This window comes from Roseivirga spongicola, assembly GCF_001592965.1.
Classification (GTDB): Bacteria; Bacteroidota; Bacteroidia; order Cytophagales; family Cyclobacteriaceae; genus Roseivirga; species Roseivirga spongicola.
Genome location: NZ_LRPC01000001.1, coordinates 1,041,154 through 1,067,676 on the forward strand (window position 1 = coordinate 1,041,154; position 26,523 = coordinate 1,067,676).

15 protein-coding genes are annotated in these 26,523 nt (G+C 40.9%); 3 read left to right on the forward strand and 12 right to left on the reverse strand.

Annotated elements, in window-relative coordinates; genetic code table 11:
• Nucleotides 1–26: 26 nt before the first annotated feature.
• The 4 genes from AWW68_RS04665 to kefF all read right to left on the reverse strand — a co-directional run bounded on the left by AWW68_RS04665 (nucleotide 27) and on the right by kefF (nucleotide 5,521).
• Complete coding sequence (locus AWW68_RS04665; RefSeq protein WP_068217116.1) at nucleotides 27–2,570, reverse strand: M56 family metallopeptidase; 2,544 nt, start codon at nucleotides 2,568–2,570, stop codon at nucleotides 27–29.
• Nucleotides 2,557–2,934: a BlaI/MecI/CopY family transcriptional regulator gene (locus AWW68_RS04670; RefSeq protein ID WP_068217118.1), complete on the reverse strand. Its 378-nt coding sequence runs from the start codon at nucleotides 2,932–2,934 to the stop codon at nucleotides 2,557–2,559. Before AWW68_RS04670 ends, AWW68_RS04665 begins: the two co-directional genes overlap by 14 nt.
• A gap of 104 nt (nucleotides 2,935–3,038) precedes the next feature.
• Nucleotides 3,039–4,922, reverse strand: a complete 1,884-nt coding sequence (locus AWW68_RS04675; protein ID WP_068217120.1) for a monovalent cation:proton antiporter-2 (CPA2) family protein — start codon at nucleotides 4,920–4,922, stop codon at nucleotides 3,039–3,041.
• On the reverse strand, nucleotides 4,919–5,521 hold the full coding sequence (kefF, locus tag AWW68_RS04680) for a glutathione-regulated potassium-efflux system oxidoreductase KefF (RefSeq protein ID WP_068217122.1): 603 nt from the start codon (nucleotides 5,519–5,521) through the stop codon (nucleotides 4,919–4,921). The genes AWW68_RS04675 and kefF overlap by 4 nt, the downstream gene beginning before the upstream one ends.
• A gap of 176 nt (nucleotides 5,522–5,697) precedes the next feature.
• On the opposite strand from kefF, the gene AWW68_RS04685 reads away from it, so the two are divergent.
• Together AWW68_RS04685 and AWW68_RS04690 are read left to right on the forward strand one after the other, a co-directional pair.
• Nucleotides 5,698–8,166, forward strand: coding sequence for a S9 family peptidase (locus AWW68_RS04685; RefSeq protein ID WP_068217124.1), 2,469 nt, complete (start codon nucleotides 5,698–5,700; stop codon nucleotides 8,164–8,166).
• A gap of 262 nt (nucleotides 8,167–8,428) precedes the next feature.
• Nucleotides 8,429–8,830 carry a GIY-YIG nuclease family protein gene (locus AWW68_RS04690; protein ID WP_317038745.1) on the forward strand — a complete coding sequence of 134 codons (402 nt, stop codon included), beginning with the start codon at nucleotides 8,429–8,431 and terminating at the stop codon, nucleotides 8,828–8,830.
• Between the two features lie 197 nt (nucleotides 8,831–9,027).
• Here AWW68_RS04690 and AWW68_RS04695 read toward each other — a convergent pair whose 3' ends face one another.
• Entirely contained in the window at nucleotides 9,028–9,936 is a 909-nt protein-coding gene (locus AWW68_RS04695; protein ID WP_221405973.1) for an ROK family protein, read from the reverse strand.
• An 88-nt stretch (nucleotides 9,937–10,024) separates the two neighbouring features.
• Here AWW68_RS04695 and AWW68_RS04700 point away from each other — a divergent pair, with 88 nt between their 5' ends.
• Complete coding sequence (locus AWW68_RS04700) at nucleotides 10,025–11,194, forward strand: hypothetical protein (RefSeq protein ID WP_068217130.1); 1,170 nt, start codon at nucleotides 10,025–10,027, stop codon at nucleotides 11,192–11,194.
• 53 nt (nucleotides 11,195–11,247) lie between these two features.
• Here AWW68_RS04700 and AWW68_RS04705 read toward each other — a convergent pair whose 3' ends face one another.
• The 7 genes from AWW68_RS04705 to AWW68_RS04735 form a co-directional block, all read right to left on the reverse strand.
• Nucleotides 11,248–12,582 (reverse strand): vanadium-dependent haloperoxidase, encoded by a 1,335-nt coding sequence (locus AWW68_RS04705; RefSeq protein WP_068217132.1) that lies wholly within the window; start codon nucleotides 12,580–12,582, stop codon nucleotides 11,248–11,250.
• Nucleotides 12,583–12,707: 125 nt separating this feature from the next.
• A complete protein-coding gene (locus tag AWW68_RS04710; protein ID WP_068217134.1) occupies nucleotides 12,708–14,378 on the reverse strand; it encodes an amidase in 1,671 nt (556 codons plus the stop codon).
• 71 nt (nucleotides 14,379–14,449) lie between these two features.
• Nucleotides 14,450–17,785: a VCBS repeat-containing protein gene (locus AWW68_RS04715; protein ID WP_089082265.1), complete on the reverse strand. Its 3,336-nt coding sequence runs from the start codon at nucleotides 17,783–17,785 to the stop codon at nucleotides 14,450–14,452.
• Nucleotides 17,786–17,820: 35 nt separating this feature from the next.
• Nucleotides 17,821–21,102, reverse strand: coding sequence for a VCBS repeat-containing protein (locus AWW68_RS04720; RefSeq protein WP_068217137.1), 3,282 nt, complete (start codon nucleotides 21,100–21,102; stop codon nucleotides 17,821–17,823).
• Between the two features lie 9 nt (nucleotides 21,103–21,111).
• Complete coding sequence (locus tag AWW68_RS04725; protein ID WP_068217139.1) at nucleotides 21,112–21,687, reverse strand: hypothetical protein; 576 nt, start codon at nucleotides 21,685–21,687, stop codon at nucleotides 21,112–21,114.
• Nucleotides 21,671–24,940 carry a VCBS repeat-containing protein gene (locus tag AWW68_RS04730; protein WP_068217141.1) on the reverse strand — a complete coding sequence of 1,090 codons (3,270 nt, stop codon included), beginning with the start codon at nucleotides 24,938–24,940 and terminating at the stop codon, nucleotides 21,671–21,673. The genes AWW68_RS04725 and AWW68_RS04730 overlap by 17 nt, the downstream gene beginning before the upstream one ends.
• Before the next feature lie 54 nt (nucleotides 24,941–24,994).
• Nucleotides 24,995–26,521, reverse strand: coding sequence for a RagB/SusD family nutrient uptake outer membrane protein (locus tag AWW68_RS04735; RefSeq protein WP_068217142.1), 1,527 nt, complete (start codon nucleotides 26,519–26,521; stop codon nucleotides 24,995–24,997).
• Between the last annotated feature and the right edge of the window lie 2 nt (nucleotides 26,522–26,523).

Here is a 26,523-nt window from a genome sequence, read left to right on the forward strand (position 1 = left end):
AAAAAAGCCGCACTGGGCGGCTTAAACTATTTTTCAGTTTCGACTATAAGTAAGGAAGAAGCATTACCAAGTTTTCGCTTTGAATGGTAGTTATACATGGTTTTTCCTTTAACAATGGTCAGCTTACCGATCTTTTGAATGTTTAATTTTGACTTAATGTCTTCTAAACTCCAATCCTTTTTGAGTTTTCCATTTAACTCTATTGCCACTTTAGTTCTTTCAAGGGTGGTTAGAGTATGGTTTAAAATGTCTTCCCTATTGGATTTATTGAGGTAAAACACACTTTGATTGGGGTTACCCAAAATATTGTTGATGGAGAGGGAGTCCATTTTATATTGAATACCGATTGAGGCATAATTAATCTTCGGAATGCCTGTATTTTCTCCAATGAACTGATAAGTATTTGATATTCTGTCGGTAAGAAGATCTTTTCTATTCAAGGCATCCAAAAACTGACCTTTAATTTCTAAATCATTCATTCCTTGGTTTTCATAAAGCTGAATCAACGTGTTCAGTTTTTGGCTTTCTCTGTTAAGAAACTCCAACTCCCTATGCCTTCTATATTCGTTTAATGCCCTTTCTTTTTCGTTGCCAGTAAGTTCTATTCCATTGACAAGTATTTGCTTTGGTTCGAAATTTTCGTCTAGAATAAATTGGGCTTTGTCAGTTGGCTTGTTTATCTCAGGGTCTTGGTTGGTAATTCTTATTACTTCTCGATAGTCGTTGAACTTATCAAAGGCAATTACCTCTTTCATTCTATTTCCTGTGTAGAATTCTACTTTTCGAATTTTGAGTATCAAGGAGTCAGAAAGGTCTGTTAGCTTTTTACCTGGTATGACTATATTATCAATCACCAATAAAGGTTCTGAGCCATTCAGACTATATTTAATATTTATTGACCTGAAGAGATCTCGATTTTCAGCTCCACCAGGGAATTGCATCAAGCTATATGTGCCACTGGTTGTACTGTTTCTTTCTTTCGAGTAACGCTTTTCTAGTTCTGCATCTATTTCAGCATTATTTTCTAGTACTTTCTTTGTCTCTATTATGTCTTTGGTGAGTTTATCTAACCTTTCTTGATATACATTGACTCTTTCTTGTTGAACCTTATCTCGATTGTTTTCTAAGTTTTGAATCTGTTCTAGTCGTTTTTCTACTCTATTCCTCTCTTCTTGAAGGATAGCTTCTCTCTGTCTCAATTCATTTCGGACTTGCTCTTCATAGGAATTTGAGGATGTTTTTGGTTTTGTAAGCCCAAGGCTCACTAGTTTGGTGTAGGCTTGCTTATAGTTAATCAGTTCAGTGCTTTTCAGCTCCTTTCCATCTTTGGTAATTTGTAGCAGTTCTCCCTCCTCATCAAATTCGAAAATGAATGCTTTTGGTTTATTGACCATTTCCAAAATAGCTTTAGACACTGCCAAGCTATCATTGTCTTGTGGCAGAGGAGCACTATCAAATTCAGGGTTACCGATGCTCGGCTGAATAGTTTCAGTATGAGTGGCAGAATCTAAATCTAAGAGCATGGAAGCAGGTAGGTTTTCTTCTGCATTTTCGGTTTTCGGCAGGGTATCCTGCACACTCATTAGGCCAAATGCGACCAGCAGTATGGCGATGGTAAAGGTGGCACTTAGCCAATTGGGTTGTTGTTTTGAATTCATCATAATGTTAATGCGTTTAAGGACCTGATTTTTTGAGTTTCCCGCAAAGGCAAGACCGGGTTGGTTCATGCTGAAAGCTTGAACTTTGGCCAAGGCTTTGATCATAGGGAGTTTCTTTTCTGAGTATTTGAGTGCCAACTCATCGGTGGCATATTCGCGCTCATTGTCAAGCTGGCTTTTCATCCACCAATAAGCAGGGTGATAGAAAAATACTATCTGTAATACGTTGATAATGATGTTGATAACAAAGTCGTTTCGTTTCAAATGAGCCAGTTCATGGTATAGAATGGCTTCTACCTCCTCTATAGAAAGCCCTTCGATTAAGCCAATGGGAAAGAGAATGGTAGGTCGGATGACTCCTATAATGATGGGGCTTTTGATCCAATGACTAGACCTCAGCTGGACTTTTGTTCGGATACTTAAACTGTGTTTAACTTTATTCAACAGCCCATTTAGGCCTTCAGCCTCCAAAAAACCAGAGTTATTAATGAGCCTTTTCATCCAGATGAAAGAACCGATAATCTTAAGAAAGAATAGCCCCACACCCACAAACCAAATGAAGGCTATGGTTGAAGCATTTTTCTTTAGCCATAGCATGGTGGTGTTACTTTCCTGATTAAGGCTAATAGGTTGAAAATCTGTGGGTAAGTCAAAAGAGTTGCTTTCAGTAAGTAGTTGGGCTGGTACAGAGTTTTCCACATAAGCATTTGGCCAGAAGAAGTATAGGTTGAAGGCTAGAATGATAGGAAGTAAGGCAATTCCCGCCAAGGTAGTATTATACCTGACTTTCGCTCTTTTGTTGCGGAGCATCACCAAGGCTAAGAGCAATAAAAAAAGCAGTAAAGCTCCTTGCCAAAGTGAATGTACTAAGCTGAGGCCTAGCGCTTCTAGTATGTGATTACTGGTGTCCATCGTTTTCCAATTTCTGAATGAGTGCTTTTATTTCTTCTAGCTCTTTAGCGGAGGTTTTTCCTGAGCCTAGTGCGCTTAGCACCAGTTTGCTGGCAGAACCACCAAAGGCCGTATTGAGCAGCTTATCTAGCATTTCTCCCTGAATATCTTCTGCCTTTACTTTGGCAGAATAGATATGAGTTCGAGCGCTTTCATCTCTTTCTACCAAGCCTTTTTGTGTCATTATCTGCAACAACTTTAAAGTAGTTGTGTAGCCAACTTCTTTTTGCTGATTGATGATGTTGTTGACGGTTCTTACGTTCGAAGGCCCCTCATTCCATAGAATGTTCAGGATTTCCAGCTCACTTTCGGTAGGTTTAATCATAGTACGATTTGTTTCGTACTTCAATTATATACGAAGATTTTCGTAATAGGAATTTATCTACGAATTATTTCGTAATAAACCTGATGGAGCTCATTAGTAAGGGCTTACTTCTGAGAAAGTCTGATTTGCTCGCTATCCCAATGGTGGTCTTCTTCTACCAAACCTCGCTTGAGGTCTTCCTCCAGAAGTCTTTCTTGTTGCTCAATTTCTTCCTTCGCTTTAAAAATGTACTCTTCGCTATTGGAAGGTTTCTCGGAAAGACGCTTCAGACTGTCTTCGTCATATTTTATAAAATTTTGGCCTTGCCTAAACAGGCTATACTTTCTAAAGCCCATATGGCTGAGCACATCGGTTGCCAATTTTACAGAAGTATCTAGGGTTTCTCTGTAAACGTTCTCAATGCCCATGTTTAGAAGCTCATAAGCGTCAATTCTGCTTTTGGCTCTTACCATAAGCCGAACATTAGGGTAGTTTTTTTGCACCAACTTCACCAAATCCATGGTTACGTCTGGATTGTCTATGGCACAGATGAGGGTGTCAGCCTCCGCAATTCCAGCAGACTCAAGAAGCTCTTTTCTGGTAGCGTCACCATAATATACCTCGAAACCCATTTTACGAAGAATGTCTACTCGTGAAGAGTCTTGGTCTAGAATGGTGGCTTCAATTCCATGAGACCGAAGAAACCTGCCAACCGTACTTCCGAAATGTCCGAAGCCAACTAAAATGGTTCGGTGCGATTTGGCAATATGATCCATTGATCTGGCCTCAGACTTTTTAGTACCCACTCTTGGTAAAACAAGCCTTTCATTGAGCACATTTAAAAAGGGTGTCAGCGTCATGGAAAGGGCAGTTACCACCAGCATAATGTCTAAATGTTCTCGGTCTAAAATATTGAGCTGAAAAGCGAATGATAGAATTACAAAGGCAAATTCACCTACCTGAGCCAAACCAACTCCTAGTAAGAGTCTTTGGTCCATCTTTAATTTGAATATGTATGCTACTACATAAATGATTATGGCTTTCATCAGGATGATACCCACCACAAGGCCGCTTATCATTAGCGGGTTTTCGCTCAGCACTACAAAGTTGATGGAGGCACCAACCGCAATAAAGAATAGCCCAAGCAGTAGGCCCTTAAATGGTTCTAAGTTGCTTTCTAATTCATGCTTAAATTCACTTGTGGCCAGTACAACTCCGCCTAAAAATGCACCTAGGGCTGGGCTTAAACCAACCAATTCCATAGCTAATGCTAGCCCCAAGACTATCAGCAACCCACATGCTACTAGCAGCTCTCTTACCTTGGTTTGTGCAACTAGCCTAAGCATAGGGACGAACAAATACCTACCAGCTAACACCACGGAAACTACAGAAAGCACAATAGTTAAGGCTTGTAAACCGATAGGCAAGCCTTCTAGCAAATATCCTTTCAGTCCTTCACTGTGTCCGTCACCTGTAGCAGTATGTGAGTTTTCGCTGGCTAAAAGCGGGATTATGGCCAGCATTGGAATAACAATAATATCTTGAAAAAGCAGAATGGAGAAAGAGGCAGCACCACTTGGTGTTTCCATCATGCCTTTTTCTTTCACGGTTTGCAGTACAATGGCAGTAGAAGATAGCGCCACTGCCATAGCAAAAATGATAGAAACGTTCCACCCAAAACCTACCAACTGAAAAAGTCCAAATGAAAGGAGAGTAGTAACAATTACTTGACCTCCACCCATTCCGACAATGCTTTTTCTCATTCGCCAGAAGTTTTTAGGCTCTATTTCTAGTCCAATCAAAAACAGCATAATAACCACCCCAAACTCAGCAAAGTGAAGAATGTCTTCTCCTTCTGAGCCAACAAAACCTATTACATAAGGGCCAATGAGAATACCTGCAAGCAAGTACCCAAGCACAGAACTGAGCCCAAAGCGCTTAGCGATGGGCACACAAATGATAGCCCCCAGAAGAAATACAATAGCCTCGAATAGTACGTTTCCACTCATGATATAGCCGTTTTGAGTTGAGGAATGTTGTTGAGAAAATCAGCCTGATTCAATGCGTGAAAGTCTTCTTCTTCACATAATAATTTAATGGCTGCCTTGTATTGCTGCGCATAATTTTCCACCTCATCATCAGTAAGCGTATAAGTCCCTGTAACAGTAAAGGGAGGCAAATAAAACATGCCACAAAGTGTAGCGGTTTGCTCAAATGGTCTTAGAAATTCATTAATGGAATAGTTGTTTTTGCCCTCTCTGCAATAGACTTCTTCTTTTCCACCTGTAGTTATTACGCTTATGGCTCTTTTACCTAAAAGTGCATTTCCTTTTGGCCCATATGCCCAGTTGTACTCCAAGACTAGATCTATCCATTGCTTAAGCAGTGGAGGGCAGCTATACCAATAAAACGGATGGTGCCACACCACAACATCGTGTTCTTCTAGTAACTTTTTTTCTTTGTCTATATCTATGTTAAAGTCTGGGTACTTTTCATACAAATCATGAATAGTAACATCAGAAGTCTGATCTATACTTGATATTAAGGCTTTATTTATCCTTGACCGTTCAAATTTCGGATGCGCAAAAAGAATCAGTACTCTGGCCATATTGTTGAAGATGGTTTGAACTTAATTTCGTTATTCTTTCGGTGAGAAGCCAGTTTGAGAAGCTGCTTCTTAACTTCCTTTCTCAACCGTTTAAATCATAATATGAGTTCCTGAAACAGCCAGCATTGTACTTTTTGTCTTTAGGTGTAAATTCAAAGTCACTAAACCTTATAACCATGCGGAAAAGAAGAAACTATGGACTTTTTCTGTTAGCAGTGCTAGCGATTTTGTTCTACACCAGCCAACCAATTTTTGCCCAAGAGGGCTATCAGCGGCCTCCAGAGGCTATCGCGAAACTTATTGATGCACCAAGTACTCCTGCGGTAAGAATAGATTCTAAAGCAGAATGGATGCTTTTAATGGAGCGACCAGGTTACCCGAGCATTGAGGATATTGCTGCCCCAGAATTGCGTATTGGAGGTACTAGAATTAATCCCGCAACAAATGGTAGAAGTAGACAAAACCCAATGACTGGGTTGAGTTTGAAGAATATTAAAACAGGTGAGACTTTTGAGTTCTCTAACATGCCGGCTAAGCCTGCCATCAGTAATGTTTCTTGGTCTAATGACGAAAAGAAGATTGCTTTTACCAATACAGTAGAAGATGGTATTGAACTTTGGGTGGTTAACCTAGAAAGTAAATCGGCCAAAAAGCTAACAGAAGCCATTATTAATAATGCTTATGTATCTGCTTTTGAGTGGATGCCTGATGGCCAGTCACTTTTAGTAAGTACGGTAAAAGACGGTAGAGGTAATGCGCCTGTTAAGCCAAGAGCACCAAAAGGGCCAGTAATTCAGGAAACTGCAGGAGCTGAGGCTGCTTCTAGAACTTATCAAGACCTTCTTGAAAATGCTTATGATGAGCAACTTTTCGAGTATTACACTACGGTTCAACTTAGAAATGTAGACCTGAACGGGAATGCCAAAAAGATAGGTCAACCTGCAATTATCAAAGGATTCGATGTGTCACCAAATGGTGAATATATTCTGGTACAAACAATTCAGAAGCCTTTTTCTTACCTAGTTCCTGCTTCCAGATTTCCTTTCAATTATGAGGTATGGAGTGCCAATGGTAACAACAAGAAGGTATTGGCCCAAATTGCTTTAGATGAGGTTCGTCCTAAAGGGTTTGATGCTACTCGCTTAGGAATGAGAAGTGTGAATTGGAGAGCCGATGCACCAGCTACATTGTACTGGGCAGAAGCGAATGATGGTGGAGACCCTGCCATGGATACTAATGAGCGCGATATCGTTTACATGCAGGCAGCACCTTTCGAAGGTCAGCCAACTAAGTTGGCAACAACATCGCTTCGTTATGGTGGTATAGTTTGGGGCGATGAAAAAAGAGCTTGGTTGAACGAGCAGTGGTGGGCAAACCGCATGGAGAAGGCCACAATTATAGACCCTACCAAACCTGGCCAAGCAGGAAATGTGATCATTGAAAGAGCTACTACTGACAGATACAATGATCCAGGTAACCCAATGACCATTAAAAATGAGTATGGCAGATACGTTCTGAAATTCGATAAAGATGAGGTATTCATGAGCAGTGTAGGTGGTTCTCCTGAAGGGGATAGACCATTCTTGAGCAGGTTCAACCTTAAAACGAAAAAGCAAGACATCATATTCAGGTCTGAAGCTCCATACTACGAAAGACCAATCGATATCATTACTGAGAAGGCCGACAAAATCATGACTATCCGTGAGTCTGAAACCGAGCCTCAGAATTATTTCATCAGGGACTTGAAGAAAGGTACACTTACGGCTATCACCGATTTCCCTCATCCACAACCAGAAATGATGGAAGTGAATAAGGAAATTATCAAATACAAAAGAGCTGATGGGGTAGACTTAACCGCTGTGCTTTATACCCCAGCAGGATACGATAAGGCCAAAGACGGTCCGCTTCCAGTGCTTATGTGGGCATATCCAAGAGAATACAAATCTATTGCAACCGCTGCTCAGGTAAGAGGAACGCCTTATTCGTTCACGAGAGTAAGCTCAGGCTCTCCATTGTTCTGGGTGTTGAGAGGTTATGCGGTGATGGCTAATACTGAATTCCCAATTATTGGTGAAGGCGATAAGGAGCCAAACGACTCTTTCCGCGAGCAATTGGTGATGAATGCTGAAGCGGCCATTGATGCTGTGGCAGAACTAGGGGTTGGCGACAGAAACCGTGTAGGTGTAGGAGGCCATAGCTATGGTGCGTTTATGACCGCCAACTTGTTGGCGCATTCAGACTTGTTTGCTGCAGGAATTGCCAGAAGTGGAGCATATAACAGAACCCTTACTCCATTTGGTTTTCAGCGAGAAGAGAGAAGCTATTGGGAAGATCCAGATTTGTACAACTACATGTCGCCATTTATGCATGCGGATAAGGTTAATGAGCCACTTTTACTTATCCACGGTGAGGCCGATAATAACTCAGGGACTTTCCCAATTCAAAGTATTCGTTTTTACAATGCTGTGAAAGGCCATGGGGGAACTGCTAGGTTAGTCATGTTACCAGAAGAAAGTCATGGATATGCAGCAAAAGAGTCTATTCTGCATATGCTATGGGAGATGGATACTTGGTTAGAGCGGCATGTGAAAAACGCTACCACCAAGCCAGAGGGTGCTAAAATTGATAGTAAGGATAGGGACTAGGTAATCCAAGATTTTTTACTCTAAAATTTGAAAAAACCTTTGACCATTCTGTCGAAGGTTTTTTCATTTATGATTACTATACAATCGACTCTTGTGACAGTGTCATACTGAGGCTTGAAGGCTATATCACTCTAAGTAAGTCTTTAATGCTTAATAAGATTCCTCGCTTACTCGTAATGACTTATCCGAGAGGTTTTTAGGTTAAAACAATCTTCTGTCGGTTGTCAGAATTAAGCAGTGATATTCCCTTCAGCAAAAGAGCATGGTAACAGTCATCCTGAGGTACGAAGGATCTTATCAATTAGCCCATAGTTATTATCTTGAAAACAATAAATCCACACTTATGGCAGGCCTTCATGTTTATATTTTAACTAATACTTCGAAAAAGGTACTTTATGTCGGTGTTACTAATGATCTAGAAAAACGACTCATTCAACACTATCAAAATCGAGGAGAAAAAAGAACCTTCGCTGGAAGATACTATTGTTATTATCTCATCTACTTTGAATACCACCATAATAATATTGGGGGTATTGAGAGAGAAAAGGAGATAAAGGGTTGGTCAAGACAAAAGAAGGTTGACCTGATTAATTCATACAATCCAAAATGGCTTTTTCTCAATGATCAAATTACCAAATGGCCTCCTGATCCAGGGACATTTTAATTGAAATGGGTTTGATTTACTATGATAGATAAGATTCCTCGCTCACTCGGAATGACTTATCCGATAGGCTTTTAGGTTAAAACAATCTTCTGTCGATTATCAGAATTAGGCAGTGACGTTCCTTTTATTGAAAGAGTATTGTAGCAGTCATCCTGAGGTACGAAGGATCCTATCAGTTTTTACAATGATTTCAATTATCACTCACACAAAAATGCGGCACCAAAAACACCGGCACTATCACCGAGTTTAGGCCTGACTATTTTAGTTTCTAACCTGGGGTTGAAGGTGTACTTTTCGGCTTCTTCTACCCCTCGGGTGTATAGCTCATCTACGTTGCCCACACCACCACCTAAGACAATTACATCTGGGTCTAGCACATTAATAATAGTAGAAATGCCCAAGCCGAAAAAGTGAACTAATCTGTCTAGCGTTTTTAGTGCGTTTTCGTCTTCTCCACTTCTTGCTGCTGGCAATATGTCTTTGAGTCGTTTGCGCGTTCCGGTCAGTTGTTCGTAGTAGTTTTCTAAGCCAGTTCCTGAAATTACCGTTTCGGTACAGCCAGTTTTTCCGCAATAGCATGGCCCACCAGAAGCATCTAAAAAGTTATGTCCCCATTCTCCACCAATACCTTGTTTACCATTCAAAACCTTTCCGTTCACCACTATTCCACCGCCACAACCGGTACCCATAATTACACCAAACACTACTTGGGCTTCAGGGTCAACTTCAGGAACAATACCCATTTTAGCTTCAGCTAAAGCAAAGCAATTGGCATCGTTAGCCATGAGTGTAGGAATGCCCAAAAGTGCTTCTAAGTCTTTTTTAAAGGGTTTTTTGTTGATAGCCTGAGAATTGGAGTTTTTCAGAAGCCCAGTTGGAGGATCAATAGCCCCAGGCGTTCCAATACCTATAATTGAAGGATGCTCCCCAACTTCTTCGGCTACCAGATCGATAAGCTTTTTTATGTTACTTAAAACATGTTCATACCCTTTAGCCGCTTCTGTTTCTATTCGCTTTCGAACAAGAGGTGTTGGGTCATCTTTCGACTTAAGTACTGCCGCTTCAATCTTAGTTCCACCAAGGTCTATTCCCCAGAGTTTTGTCATCATTTTATAATTCTTACCTTAAAATAAGCGTTTCGTAACAAAATCTTACACAGATTCACACACAGTACTTTCTAAAACTAAAAACCACATGAAAAACAAGCACACATTAATCATATTCATTGTTTTGGCGATTCTGTTCGCGGGGTCTTGTTCTACCTCGAAAGAAGAAATAGGTGTGCCTCAAACTAGAAACTATAAGGCCATAGTAGCTGATTCCGTTGTGTTTGAATGGCTTTCAGAACTTGACTTATTAGACTACAATGAGGAAGCCGAGGAGCTTTTGCTTCTCGATAAAACCTCAAATGAAGTTCTAATCATTAATGAAGAGGGAGAGTTATTGAGCCAGTTCAACCCACATATTGAAGGGCCTAACTATGTAGGTGACTATGATTTTGGATGGACGTTCTATGGTAATGATTATTTGATATGCTATGGCACTTATTATTTCCACCTGTTGGATAAAGAAGGCAAGAGAGTAAAGCGTTTTCCGTACCCCGTGGAAACAAATGGTCTATGGATGCTAGACTACAACCCACGGATGTTATTTGATTATGAGTATCAAGGAGATGATAAGTTCGTTGCCTTTATTACTGCTCCTCAGGGGCCGAGCTATCCAAGTATGGATTATTATGACTCTATTGAAATGGTATATGCCATAGATGTAGAAAGCGAATCTGGTTATTCAATAATGAGTAAACCCGAATCAAGTACCTATCGAAACCTGAAAGGTTATGTAGATCATGGATGGCCATATATGACCAATTACTTCGGAAGTAAATTTGCTCAGATCCACTCAGTTGATAGTATGCTTTACATCTGGAATGCAGAAGGTGATGAGTTACTGAATAGCATTGTGATTCCGAAGGAATTTCAACCAGACTATGAGGTTAAGTCTTATGGAGATTCTGGAAACCCTGATAGATTTAGAATTAATTCTAACGTGTATTCTACAAAAGATTACATTCTACTCCACAGTTTGAAAATTATACCTGAGTCAATTAATCGAGAGCTTCGAAATAAGTACCCGAGGTATTGGGAATCTGAAGAATATAGAGAGGCTGCTCAGAAATATATGGACGCAAATTACCTCGTTTTCAATGAAGAGGGGTTTTTAGGCGAACTTAAATATGAAACAGGCCCTACTGGTGTTAATAGGCTTAGTACTAAAAAGGACTTTATATGGAAAGATCGTAGGTATGAAGATGAGAGGGACTACCGTACCTTCCTAAAGGTTAAGATTGTTCCTGTTGAAGAATAAAAAAGCCGGACTCAAAAGAGCGCGGCCGTATTGTTGTGGTGATTGATATCTTATTATTCCTCGTTTTGGCTTAATGCTTCGTTTCGGAGTTCAAGCTTGTCTACCACGAAGTTTCCTAACTTTCTTCCTTGAGTTACACCGTTTTCGATAGCCGGCATATAGTGGATTCCTCCGTATAGACGGCTAATAGCAGCTTCTTCAGAAGCATCTATAAACGAATCGAAATCTCTCACGCTTAGGCCATACTTTTCTTCTGTATCGTCTCTGAAAGAGAAGTTATCGCCAAAGATTGAAGTTAGTGCTACGGCTGCGGCATTAGATATAACTGAGTGGCCACTCGTATATTCAGGGAAGGGAGGAGTTTGTAACAATGGCAACCACTCTTCATCTATGTATTTATTAATTACAGTTTCAGGCCTAATCAGGTTAGAACGGAACTTCTCATTCCAGCAACTAATAAAGCCATCGGCCAAAGCCACAGAGGTAAGTGCATAAGCTTCTGCTGTTTGCATTGGGTTGGTTTCTGCTTTTCGACAAGCAATTTTTACAATACCAATCCAGTGCCCACCAGGAGTAATTTTCTTAGTGGCTGCCATTACGTGGCCAGTTACATTCATTACATATGGATTGCAATCCCAGAAAGAGGCAATCTCTTTTTGCTCTTGGGTAAGATTTACTGCCGTTTCGTAAACTTCCATCACTTCTTTATAGAAAGTGCTATTCTTGTCCATATCGAAGGCTGTTGGCCTTTCGGGAGTAAACTGGCTTGCAGAGTCTATAGCGAAAGGACGAATTTGTGTCCAGTGCGGCTCAATCGCTTCAAAATAACCAGGAGGTGTTGGCTGCCAACGCGTAGGGTCATTGGTAACAGTGAATTTAGGGTAAGTACGTGTTTGCTTATACATATCGCCATCAGCCCACTGAAGAATGTGAGCCGCCACTTCATCACCATAAGCCACGGAGGCTTCAAAAAAGTCGCTATTTACACCTTTGCCCAATTCTTCATAAAGCTCATCTCGATAGGCGTCCATATCTGCTTCCGAGAAAATTAGAGCCGTCCCAATTTTTATGAATGCCTGAAGAGCAGCTAAATCGTACGAAACTTCTTCTTTCGGGTCAGGAATTTCTGACAGCTCTGTCAACTGGCCTGCCAACGACTGATAACCAGCATCATTTTTGGCGAGTACTTCATACATAGCGATGCTTGGGTAAGCATAGATTCTACTCGCAACAGGTGGAGAAAAAATGTCATGGACAATAATTTCAGATAGCTTATCCATGGTCTCATGGTAAACATCAGATTCGATCTCAAGTTCTTTTACTCCACTATCGCAAGCAGAGATGGCAAACAGCATAGCCAACGTTACAGTTAAAAAAATCTTCTTCATCACAATCTCCTTTCTTTAGGATTACAAATGTTATGACTATCAAGCATTTGATCAAGCGAAAAGCATAAAATATAAGCCATCTCTTCCTTGGGTTATACTTAGAATAATACAAGCAGCATTCTGAGTTATTTTGCGATTGTATAGAATAGTGGTGGATGCTTTTCGTCAAACTCAGTTAGTGACTGATAGTACTTAGCTAACTGTAGAATTTTGTCTTCTTCGTACAAATTACCAATTAATGTTAGGCTAGTAGGTCTTCCTTTTTCATCAAAGCCAGTAGGGATAGAAATTACAGGGTGACCAGTAAGGTTTGTGATTTGGAGTTGACTACTTCTTGCTGAAGGCGCAATAATCACATCGTAATTTTTGAACAGCTGATGTATTTCTTCGATCAGCCTTCTGCGTTCACGGTTAGCCTGAAGGTATTCTACTGCCGGAATAAAGCGTGCTTGACGAAGCGAGTTGGCTCTACTGCCGGAGGTTTGTTCTACCATATCATCTACAGCTCCGCTTCTCACTAGCTCTTCAAAAAAGGCTCCTGCTTCAGCCCTTAGAATTACATCGAATACTCTGAAGGGGTAATTTTTTGGAAGAGAAAGCGTATCGAAGCTAGAGTTGAGCTCTTTCTCTAAAAGCGCTACAGCAGCTATAACGTTTTTTCCTCTTTGGGTTTTACTGTCGGAAAGGATATCCGATTCTAACTTGGCGATTTTTAGATTCGAAACCTTGCCATTGGCAGGGGTGAAGGGCACATTATTGGTAGTGGGGTCTAGCGGATCCTTTCCGTAGATAGCCGCCAGAACTATTTCACAGTCTTCTGCCGAGCGACAAATGGGGCCAACCTTGTCCATAGACCAGCTTAGGCTCATCACTCCGTGTCGGCTGATTCTCCCGTAGGTTGGTCTCAGGCCAGTAACGCCATTTCTTGTGGCTGGTGAGGTAATAGATCCTAAGGTTTCTGTTCCGAGAGAAAATGCCACAAGTCCTGCAGAGGTGGCCGAACCTGAACCCGCAGAAGACCCACTGGCTCCTTGTGAAAGATCCCAAGGGTTTTTGGTTTTGCCGCCAAACCAAACATCTCCACGAGCTAAAGAACCAGAAACAAGTTTGGCAATCAATACGGCACCTTGTTCGGTTAACTTATTCACTACAGTAGCAGTGTGGTCAATCATTTGATCTTTGTAAGGTTCTGCTCCCCAAGTAGTGGGATAACCTTCGACCGCCATTAAGTCTTTTACACCATAAGGTATGCCGTGCAAAATGCCTTTATAATTGCCAGCAGCTATTTCCTTATCGGCTTTACGGGCCTGTTTAAGCGCCAACTCTTTGGTTACAGTAATTACTGACTGTAGCTGACCATCGTGCTTTTCAATTCTCTCTAAATAAATGTTGGTAAGCCGCTCAGAAGTAATCTTTCGTGCTTTAATAAGTGAGGCCAGTTCGGGAATACTTAGAAAGGCAATTTCTTCATCAGTTGCAGGCAACATGATGTTGTCAGATACTTCTGGCTGCAAAATTTGTTGCTGGCCAGTGGGCATTTCAAAACCAGCAGGGTGTGGGTTAAAGGTGAGGGCAGGAAAGGTTTCGTTATCTACCTGGTACTCTCTCAGGTTTTCGTAACCCCTCTTATTTCTGCCCAGGTAATGATACATAGTGTCAATACCGGTCTTGTCGAATTCTAATCCATATAGTCGCTGGGCAGATTTTATGTCTTTGGTTCGAAAACCGTATTGAGTGGGCTTACAGCTGATAGCCAAAGAAATGGCAAGCAGCAAAACAATTGTTCTTTTTAGCATTAGTTAGAAGGGTTGAAATCGAATATTTATCAATATCTAACAAAAACTCAAAGAGTTAGAGGGGAAATGTGCTACTGGTTAGATTTGAGTTTAAGCAGGGTAGGGCCTGAATTGTTCTTTATTGCGAGCACATAATCTTCACCTGCAATAGATATTTTTGATGCATTTCGGTATTCGCCCCAAGTCTCATTAGTGTTTAGCAAATGGTCTTTTGTTGGATTGAAAGTACCATCACCATTACCTAAGAGTAATGTAATTGGCTTGGCGTCAGCACGTCCAAAATCAGTTCTGTAGCCATAATTATTTCCAAATAGTAAAAGGTCTTCATTACCATCTTGGTTGAAGTCATTGGTAACAATGGCCATTATAGGGCTTAGTTGTGCTACCTCGGGTAGCGGTATTGCGCTAAACTCCCCATTGCCTTGGTTAATGAAAGCATGAGACTTAAACTCCGTGGCCTTTTTATTTGGGATGTTCTGAAAGTCTTCACCCAATATTTCTTCAGGTCCAGAGCCCTGAGAATACTCCTCATAGTTGCTGTGCAACTTCTTTATTTTTGAAACCTGTTTAATAAGGTCATCTCTAGAGGCAAAGGGAGTTTCCTTCCCTTCCTGATAGTGGAAGATGATCGGGTCTGTCTGATCATTTTGATCTAAATCGCCCAAGTAAAGTGTTACAGGTTCTTTTTTAGAAGCTTTTAGCTTTGAGTTAAGACCTAGATTGCCACCTACAATATCTGGCAAACCATCATTATTCAGGTCGGTAATTTCTAAGCTGTACCACCAACCCTTTAGGTTGGCCATAGAATTATCTACACGGTTGAAAATTCCCTTTCCATCATTTTCTAAAAGTTGAATACCTGTCCACTCACCAGCCAAAAGCAAATCCATATCGCCATCAGAATCAAAATCAATAGCCTTTGCGGCATTGATCATTCCAAGGTTTTGAGCGTTCTGAATTCTGGCTTGAGTCTGGTTTTGGTAGAAACCTCTACCGTTGTTGATTAAGAGTATTTGCTGAGGATTATTACCATATGAGCCGGGCTCAATATTGGAGCCAACAAATACATCGGGAAAAGAGTCTCCATTAAAGTCAGCGATGGCCACAGTTTTACCAATAGAACCAACTTGAGTTAGGCTGCCAGGGGAAAACTGGAAGTTGCCTTTTCCATCATTTAAGTAGAGCCTATCGAAGTTGAAGAGCATACCTGCTTGTAGTTCATTACCTCCGCTGGCAATGTAGAGGTCTAAGTCGGCATCACCATCAGCATCGAAAAAGTGGGCGGCCACATCTTCTGCACGCTTGAGTTGCTCAAAAACCAACCCTAATTGTCTTTCAAACTTTCCATTTTCGGATTGAATCCACAATTCTCCTACCTGATCTTTAGCACCGCCAAAATATATATCGTCTAGGTCGTCTCCATTTACATCACCTACTGCTAATGCTGGCCCTTCGTGACTGAATTTTCTTGGAAGCAAGTACTCTCTCAAATGATCATCGAAGGGGTCTTCACGATGTTGGTATGCAACTGACCAGTCTACAGGGCTAACCAAACTGACTTCTTCATCTGTTATTTTGCTTGCTTCGGAAAGTTGAGCTTTTGAATAGTCTAAGGTAATGGTTTGATTTACTGGCTGATTATTTATATTCTCTGTTTTGCCATCAGGCCAGATTACTTTTAACGATACTGATTGAGAGTTTGTCCCTAGTCCGAAATGCACTTCTGGCGCAACACTAGATTGAAAACCTCTAGAGTTTTGGTTTTCTCTGTAGTAAGTAACATCACTGGAGCTTACTATCACTTTTGCACCTATTCCAAACGGATTGTTTTTTGATCCCTTAAACTGAATTTTGAGGTATGAATTTGTTCCACTGTAGGTGTTTTCATAAATAAAGGCTTCTTGCTCTAAGTTGTTAATAACTAAATCTAAGTCTCCATCATTATCTAAATCGGCATAGACAGATCCGTTGGAATAACTAGGTTCTTCAAAGCCTAAGTCCATTTGTTGCGGTGATGTTGTAAACTTTCCGTTGCCTTGATTTAGGCCAGCATAGTTGGGTATTTTAAGCGTTGGTAACGAGTTGATTCTGGCGCGCTCCAGCTCGTTGTCTTCCATGGCTCCTGGATTACTATTCATGTAATTCACGAAGTCTAGGTCATTTGGGCGCTTATATATTCCATTAGTAATGTGAATATCTTGTAGCCCATCATTATCCATATCGAATATTAGAGGTGACCAACTCCAGTCAGTGGCGAAGTTATTTGAGAAAAGGCTAATGTCTGAGAACATGTCATTGCCCAAATTCAGTTGCATGGTGTTTCTCACATACTGGTGGCCGTAACCAAATTGCTCTTTGATGCGGTAAACCTCTACTTTGTCTTCTCCTACTGATTTTTTCCATATTTCAGGGTCACCAGGTAACATGTCGGTAGTGAAAATATCTAATTCAGCGTCATTATTAATATCTGCCACAAAATTCCCCATTGAGTAGCGGCTTGTATGTTGAATTCGGGATTCAAGCTCCTCTTTGAAGGTACCATCTTGTTGATTAATGTAGAGGTAGTCGTTTTCGGCAAAATCGTTAGAAACGTAGATATCGGTCCACCCATCTTTATTAATATCACTGAGGGCCAACCCTAACCCGAAGCCGAGTGCGCTAGAGTAAATGCCTGTTTCTTCGGTAACATCGATAAAGCGAGCTTCACCTTGAGCTAGCTGATTTTGAAAGATTTTATCGCCCCCTTCAAAACTTTTAGTTCTCTCATTAATTGGAACAAAAACTTCAGGGTTCTTAATGGAATGGTTGAGGAGATACATGTCTAAGTCTCCATCATTATCATAATCAAAAAAGCCAGCGTGGGTAGAAAAGCCAACAAAGTCTAAACCATAGGCTTCCGCTTTTTCTGTAAATGTGCCGTCTTGATTATTAATGAACAGTTGGTTTCTGCCTTTGGCTTCTTTATAATCTCCAACTTGGCAAAGGTATATATCAAGGAAGCCATCGGCATTAATATCGGCCATAACAGCACCTGTAGACCATGTTCCTATTTCCTGAATTCCAGCACGGGTAGTGACATCTTCAAAAGTTAAGTTGCCTTTGTTGAGATAGAGTTTATTTGGGCCTTGATTAGCAGTAAAGTAGAGGTCTATCAGGCCGTCATTGTTGATGTCTCCTGCTGCAACCCCTCCACCATTGTAATAGTAGAGGTATTCAATAATATTAAAATCATCCGTTTCGGTTAATTCGTTCCGAAAGTCGATCCCAGAATCTGCTGCACTAATTCTTTGAAAGAGTCCATTTGGCTCCTTTTTGCTCGCGCAAGCAGAAACCAATATGGCTAGACAGACTAACTTCCACCAAATAGAGCTTATTTTCTTCTGAGTTTTTAGCCGGTGATTCCTCATTGCAATTTTGCTTTTGTGTTGAAACGGATGTCTGATCAGTAATTCAGCTTTACCAACTCATCGTTGTTTCTTGCAACAATTACATAGTTATCGAACACGGCAAAGTCTCTGATTTCGCCTTGAACAAAGAAGCCTTCTTCTGGTTTTGCAACCATAAACGTTCCGTTGCCATCATTCTTGAGGTAGGTTCCATAACTGGCATCGTAGCGACCTACCTCTGGCTTAACAGCGTAGAGGTTACCTCCTAACAGAAGATCTATATCTCCATCCTTATCAAAATCTCCGGAGGCTATCGCATATATTGGGCTAACCTGAGCTTGACTTGGCAATTCACTTACTTGAAACTGCATATTGCCATTGTTAAGAATAAGTACAGAGGCCATTTCGGATGCTTTTATTTCTAAGACACCATCCATTTGCTGAGTATTGAAAATGTCTCTTATGCTCATATCTTTAAAAGAGGTGTAATCTGGCAACACTTTTTTAAGGCCTTTGATCTGATCTATTAAGTTGTGTCTTAGCCCATAAGGGTAAGCTTTTCCATCCGTCATGTATTTTGAAAGAATAGGGTCTAAGGTTCCGTTGTTATCAAAGTCTTTTACAAATAAGGATATTGGCTCAGTAGAGGAAGCTTTAAAGCGACTATTGAGGCCATGGTTTCCGACAACGAAGTCCATATCTCCGTCTTTATCTATATCTACTGCGTGGATGGTATTCCACCAGCCAGTTAGTGCAGCCAAATTCTCTGGGGTTTGCTTGCTAAAAGTCCCTTGCTCATTCAGGAAGATTTCAACGCCTAAGTACTCGCCAACAATCACTAGATCTGGCTTGCCGTCTCCATTCACATCTGTAAATGTGCTACTGGTAATCATTCCGAGTGATTTTAATTCAGCAGCATACTTTTCTGTAACATCGGTAAACTTGCCCTTGCCATCATTTGCTAATAAGAAGCCATCTCCAGGAATCCCCTGCTGCATAGGTTTGCTACCTTCACCAACAAACAGGTCTATATCGCCATCGCCATCAAAATCAGCGGCTGCCACTGTAGATGAACTCACATAGCGGCTTTGGCTAGGAAGTAGTTGAGCAGATTTTGTAAAGTTTCCGTTACCATCGTTAAAGTATAAACGGTCTTGAAATGCTGAAGAACTTGATGAATACTCGATGCTACCACTGCAGACATATAAATCTAAGTCTCCATCGTTGTCAGCATCAAAAAATACGCTCTGAATATCTTCAGATATGGCATCTTCTTCAAATGCTACCGATTTTCTGCTTTTAAAACCTGCCGATGATCCCATCAGTAGTGTGGCGGCTTCTTCTTTACTGCCACCTATCCAAATGTCTAAGTATCCGTCTCCATTGATATCTCCTTGTGACATTTTAGGCCCTTGTGTACTTTTCATAAGAAAAAGTGAACGGTCTACATCAAAGTCTACAAAGCTGTTTTCTTCGTGTTTATAGTCAATGGAAAGGGCTTCTTGGCTGAAGGTAGCTTTAGCAGAGTTACTATTGATGCTTAAATTAAGTTTAGCCGCTTCAGCCTCAGACAGTGTTAGCCTTTGATTTGGTTCTACATCTTTCATTTCAGTGATTTTACCAGAGGGCCAAACTACCTTAACAGCTACGTTTTCTGCAGAATTGAGCCCAATAAACGGACGAGGATCTATGCTAGACTGAAAACCTCGTGTAGGCTGCTGCTCAATATAATGGGTAGTTTCATTTGAGGTAACCCATATTTTGGCACCAATGCCCATTGTATTTTGTCCTTCTCCTTTAAGCTCAAGGGCTATATAGTTCTGGTTAGTTTTCATCTCAGAATTATTTCTGTAGAGAAATGAAGGCATGTTTACATTGTTCACTACTAGGTCTAAGTCGCCATCGTTGTCTAAATCACCATAGGCAGCACCATTAGAAAAGCTAGGTTTTGCTAAGCCATAGTCTTCAGTTACATCTTGAAAGGTTACACCATTCTGATTTTTGTAAGCGAAGTTCTTTAATGGGTTAGAAGGAATTATATCTATGAGGCTTTTATAATCTACGCCATTTTTAGTAACCATGGCGGTCATAATTTCTTCGCTTGAGGCGTATTGCAGATAGTCTTGATCTGTCAGGTCCTGATAAATTCCGTTAGCTACAAAGAGGTCTTTATAACCGTCATTATCCATATCGAAAATTAATGCGCCCCAGCTCCAGTCGGTGGCTTCTACTCCAGCCATTCTGCTCATTTCAGAGAAACTGTTGCCGTTGTTAATTTGAAAGGTGTTTCGGGTAAACTGGTGATAATACCCGTTATTTAGACCGTATTGGTAGCGATTCCAATCTTCGAAGGTTGTGACTGATTTTAAACGCTTATAGTCATTTGGGAGCATTTCAGTTACGAAGAGGTCATTATTCCCATCGTTGTTAATGTCGGCCATATCGGCTCCCATAGATGCCCCACTGATGGAATTCATTTTTTCCGTTAGTACTTCTTTGAAGGTACCATTGGCCTGATTTAAGTAAAGGTAGTCTCTTTCGAAGAAGTCGTTCGATACGTAAATGTCATCCCAAGAGTCTCCATTTACATCGCCTACCGTAACGCCCAAGCCAAAACCAATAACCGAACCATATACTCCAGCTTGTTCGCTTATGTCATAGAACTTGCCATCTCTATTTTCCATGAGCTTATCTCCGCCTAGAACATCGCGTTTAGGGCGTTCGTTTCTTCTTAGATCAAAGCTGCCTATGGCTTGGTAAGAGTTATTGAGAATATAGACGTCCAGATCTCCATCTTTATCGAAGTCGAAGAAGGAAGCATGTGTTGTATAGCCAGGGTCGGCTAAACCGTATGCTTCGGCAGATTCAACAAAGGTCAGATCTCCCTGATTAATGAAGAGTTCATTTTGCTTATTGTCTCCTTGAACATCGCCAGAGTTGCAAACATAGATGTCTAACAAGCCATCTGCATTGATGTCTACCATGGTTACACCTGTAGACCATGCTCTATTGCCCGAAATACCAGCTGACTGGGAGATGTCTTCAAATTGGAAGTTGCCCTTGTTTAAAAAAAGCTTGTTAGGCAATTGATTGGCTGTCATGTATATATCGGGCAGCCCATCATTATTGATGTCTCCAATAGACACACCACCACCATTGTAGAAGTTGCGGTAGGTATAAATGTTAAAGGCGCTGTCATAGGCCAATTTGTTTTCAAAATTGAACCCTGTTTTCTCAGGAGACATTTCTGTAAAAAGAGTGTCTTTGGGTTTTTCGCTTGCGCAACTGGCCAGCAATAACACAATAAATAGACCCGGAATCGTCTTTCTTAGCTTCATATCAAAAAATTATTTATCAGCCGTTAGGTCGACCATTTTCACCTGTAATCGTTCTTCGTCTTTGGCTTTAATGGCAATTCTTCGGTTGCCATCTACTTTTACCCAAATTGGGTCAGAGCTTTCATCTCCTTCTATTTGCATAAACTGGTTTCCTCCATACCAATTCATTAGGGTGTCTTTAAGTATGGGAAGCAGTTTTGCCGATGTTAAGTCTTCATTCCAAGGTGCCCATGCCTTGTATTTGTATTCTAAGTCCATCCCAATTATGGTTTCCTCACTATCGAATTCAGGGTAGAAAAACATCTCTATATCCTTGATTTGTGAGCTATCTCCATTGAGGGTATAGTTTACATAATTCTTGAGGTTACCGGCTGTAAAGAGACCTTGCCTGTTCTTTTCCCAACAAATGTCATAGAATACCTTTTTACTTTGACCAAACTGAATGCCATGGAATAAGGAGTCATACTTTACTCCTTTAGCCAGTTCGGCTTTCTCCAATTTGGCATAGTCTGACTGATGGCAGGAATAGACCGTTACCAACATGCCTAAAGCCAACAATATTTTCGCACTAATCCTTCTTCTCATAGGTTAACAAAGGGCCATTATTAATAACAAAAAGATACTTTTCTTTTCCTTCTATAGTCGTTTTCTTGATATGCCTAATTTGGCCATCAATATTTAAAAATTCCAATTTATCACTGCTGAATCCTGTCTGGCTGCCAAATAAAATTAAACCCTTAAGGGCATCGTATCGGCCAAATTGTGGTTTAACCAAGTATTGGTTTCCACCTAATATTAAATCTTGAAATCCATCACCGTTTAAATCTTCGGAGTGAACAGCGTAAATAGGAGAGTATTGTGCTTCTTTTGGGAGAGGCTTAAAATTGAACTGACCTTTTTGGTTGTAGAAAATACCACTGCGCCTTTCGTTCATTTCAAAGACTCTGGCTTTTGACAAAACCTCAGGGCTAAAGAGTTCATCTATGCTTTTATTGGCATAATCTTCAAAGTAAACCAACTGTTTCTTAAGTGAGGGAATCTGCTTTATGAGCTCATCTTTATCTACTATTGGGTAGTACTTGCCGTCAATCTTCTCGCAATAGATTTGTTCTTTGGTGCCGTTTTGGTCGAAGTCACTCACATACATTCTGGTGCCAGGTTTCAGAAATGTGTTTTCACCGTGATTACCAGCGATAATGTCTAAGTCTCCATCATTGTCGACATCTGAAAGGTGTAAGGTATGCCACCAACCGTTGAGGTTTGGAAAAGCCTCCTGCTTCTGCAGTCTGCCGTTGTTATTTTCAAAAAGCTGAAGGGCCATCCAGTCTCCACTAATTACTAAGTCTAAGTCTCCGTCACCGTCTATATCTACCCAAGATGAGGAGGTAACCATTCCAATTTCCATTAGCTCTGGGGCTACCTTGTCGGTGACATCGGTAAACTCACCAGTACCATCGTTCTGAAAAATGAAAGCCCTGCCCGATTCGCCATAGGTAAAGGCATCGAATCGCTCGCCAATGAACAGGTCGGTATCGCCATCGTTGTCAAAGTCGCCCGCGGAAACCGTACTATTGCTGTAATAGTTTGTGAATGGGAGTGCTGATTGGGACTTGATTAGCTGGCCCTTGCCATCATTAATATAGAGCCTATCCATTAAGGCAGATGAGCTTCGGCTAAATGCCCTTCCGCCACTGCTTACATAAAGGTCTTGGTTACCGTCTCCATCTGCATCGAAAAACACAGCCGATACATCTTCAGATATTCTGTCTGCCTCTAAAGCGGCACTTTTCACTGGCTTCAATTCACCATTTTTACTCAAAAACAGGGTTCCTGCAATATCTTTTGAGCCGCCTATGAACATGTCGTTTATGCCATCTCCATTAATGTCTGATATGGCCAAAGCAGGCCCTTCATTCTGAAACATTTCGAGCAGAAGCCTCTCTCTATCAAAGTCTACAAAAAGGTTTTCTTCATGCTTGTACTGTAACTGATTTGAAGCTTGGATTAAGGTTTGCTGAGTTGTTTTGGTAGCTTCTAAGGCTTGTTGAGGCTTTTCTGGCTGAACAAGTGTTAAAAGCTGATTGGTTCTGATGTTTTCCAAAGTTGTTTTTGAACCGTTTGGCCAAGTGATTCTAATGGAATCTAAAGTATTCAAAGAACCTACTCCTAAGTGTATTTTTGGGTCAACGGAACTTTGAAATCCCCTTGATGGAAAATTGTAAGCCGAATAATGCTGATCATTTGCCCAAGCCTGAACAAAAGTACCAATGGCTTTGGTGTTTTGGTTCGAGTTGGCTTGAAGCTCAATTTGTAATGAACGGTTGGCTGTGGTATCTGTATTGTTTCTATAAACAAATGCAGGCATGTTTACATTGTTAACCACTAAATCTAGGTCTCCATCATTATCCAAATCTCCATAAGCACTTCCGTTACTAAAACTCTCGTCTTGTAACCCGGCTGATTGACTTATGTTTTCAAACTGGAATGCTCCTTCATTTTTAAATAGTGCATTAACCACTGGTTTAGATGGCATTACATCGATTAAGCTGGTAATAACGTCTTCATCGTTTTGAATCATTGACCGAATTCGCGCTTCATTGGCCATGTAATTCAGATAGTCTCGGTCTAATAGGTCTTTATAAATTCCGTTAGACACGAAAATGTCATTTAAGCCATCGTTATTTGTGTCGAAAATTAGGGTTCCCCAGCTCCATTCGGTTGCAGAAACACCCGCTAAACGGCCGATTTCCAAAAACTGACCGTTGCCTAAGTTTCTTTGTAATACGTTGCGAGGATATTGATGATAGTAACCTTTAGATGTATTGAGGCTATACTTGTCCCAAGATTCGTAAGTGGCCTTTGTTTTTCTTCTAGGCAAGGTAGCTGGCAACATTTCGGTAACCATTATTTCGGGCAGCCCATCATTATTCAAATCGCTGGCGTCTGCTCCCATAGAACCCATGCTAAGACTCTCAAAATAATCTTCTGATCGCTCTGAGAAGGTGCCGTCCTGATTATTTATGTACAGGTAGTCTTTTTCAAAGAAATCGTTCGATACGAAGATGTCTGGCCAGCTATCTTGGTTGTAATCTGAGAGGGTAATACCTAGACCAAAGCCAATGTCACTGTTATAAATACCGGCTTGACTGGTTACATCAACGAATTTACCATCATCGTTTCTAAGTAGTTTATTCCCAGCATTATCGGCACTCGGAATCTCTCTTTGATTTTCAACTATATCTTGTCCAATGCCAACTCCTCTAAATGAATTGGTAAGAAGGTAACAATCTAGATCTCCATCTTTGTCATAGTCAAAAAATGCAGCGTGCACTGCCAATCCTTTAAAGTCTAAACCGAATTGCTCAGCAGACTCTTTAAAAGTTCCATCTTTTTGGTTGATGAATAGCTGGTTTTTCCTTCCTAGCTCATCGCTCGGAGGGCCAGAGATGCAAACGTATAAGTCTAGCCAACCGTCTGCATTAATATCTACAAAGGTGGCTCCTGTAGCCCAGAACTTACTTCCGCCAGTGCCAGACTCTTGGGTAATATCTTTAAACTGCCAGTTGCCTTTGTTTAGGTATAGCTTGTTTTCAACCATGTTGCCAGAGAAGAAAATATCTAGCAGGCCATCATTATTAATATCTCCTAAGGCCACTCCACCGCCATTAAAAAAGTTGCGGTAGGTATATGGGTTTAATTCTTCAGTGTAGTCTAGCTGATTACGAAAGTCTATTCCGCTTTCTTTTGCTTCAACTTTCTCAAAAAGCGTCTGATTCTTTTCTCCGGTGCACGATAGTACCAGAGTCAATACAAAAAATGGTAATACTAGCTTTTTCATACAAAAATGGGTTGCCGTAATCGACAACCCATTTTAATTAATAATATTCAAATTCTAATTATATCCTGGGTTCTGAGTTAAAGTACCCTCAGCAGATAATATCTGAGTGTTTGGAATAGGGAATAGTTTTCTGTAGTCATCATTATGCTGAGACTTTTCCCACCAAGCGTCACCCCATCTATCAAATCTGATTAGGTCGACTCTTCTTAGAGACTCTTGGAACATTTCTCTACCTCTTTCAGCCAAGAATTCAGAGTCATCTAGCATGTTAGTACCGTCATAAGGCGCTACGCCAGCTCTTTCTCTAATTTGGTTCATTAAAAGTAAAGTAGTAGGGTTATTCCAGTTACCAGTAAGTCTTGCAGTTGCTTCTGCTTTGTTCATAAGCACTTCACCATATCTAAACAGGATGTAATCGTTATCCATGTTAGATCTTTGCTTTTGCTTAAAGCTGAACTTACTCATTCTTGCACCTGCCTGACGGCTTCCACTTGGCGCTAACTGATTGATTTCAGGAGTATAGTTTACAGGAGCTCCGTCTTGATCTGCAGGGTCAAAAGCTAGGTCTAGAATAGGCTGGCCGTTAACATCGAATTGAGGGCCAACCACAAAGTTGTTAGCTTTTCTCTCATCGGCATTGTCATAAGAATTGTAAAACTCTTCTAGTGTAGAGTATCCATTCCATGGCTGCTCTGCCAATCTGTAAGTTAACTGGCTAGGGTAGTGAAGCGTCATTTGCGCAAAGTTCATTCCACCAGCTGTAACTTCATCGAAAGGAAGAATCCAAATGTGCTCAGGATCATCTTCATTATCTGGAGAGAATACATCCGCATAGTTATCGGTAAGGCTATAAATACCAGAGTTGATTACTACATCTGCAGAAGCAATTGCTTCGGCATATCTAGGGATACCTGTGTAAACCTCAGAGTTAAGATAAAGTCTAGAAAGGAAAGCATGCGCACCTAAGTTACTGATTCTAGCATATGCTTGCTTACCAGTAGGAAGGTCAGGAATTGCAGCTAAAAGCTCAGATTCAATGAAGTTGAAAACTTCAATTCTTGAAGACTGCGGTGCATCTTGTCCTGGCTGGGTAACTATTTTTACGCGACCAAAAGAGTCCATCAATCTCCAATAGAAGTAAGCTCTAACTACTCTTAACTGAGCTATCTTATCGTTAGAAAGTCCGCCAGCATCTAGCAGCCTGTTACACTCATTGATTCCGCCATAGGCGTCATTCCAAAAGTTATTCAAGGCAGGGTGGGTAGAACCCCACTCATGTCTGTGCATGTTCAGCCAGATACCTCCATCAAACCAGTCACCACCTTTTTGAGTAATAACCGCTTCATCGGTAGAAACTTCCTGAATAGAGAAGTAGCTGTTATGCGCAGCAGAGCCGTTCAAAAGTCTAGAGAATGCAGCGTTAAGTCCGTCAGAGCTACCAGAGCCACTTTGACCAACGCCTGGGTTGTTAGGATCAAAGTCTTCTGTGAAGCCATCTTTGATCTCTTCTTCAAGATCTGTACATGAACCTACGGTAAATAGGGTCAATGCCAGAGCTAATATTCTTATAGTATATTTCATTT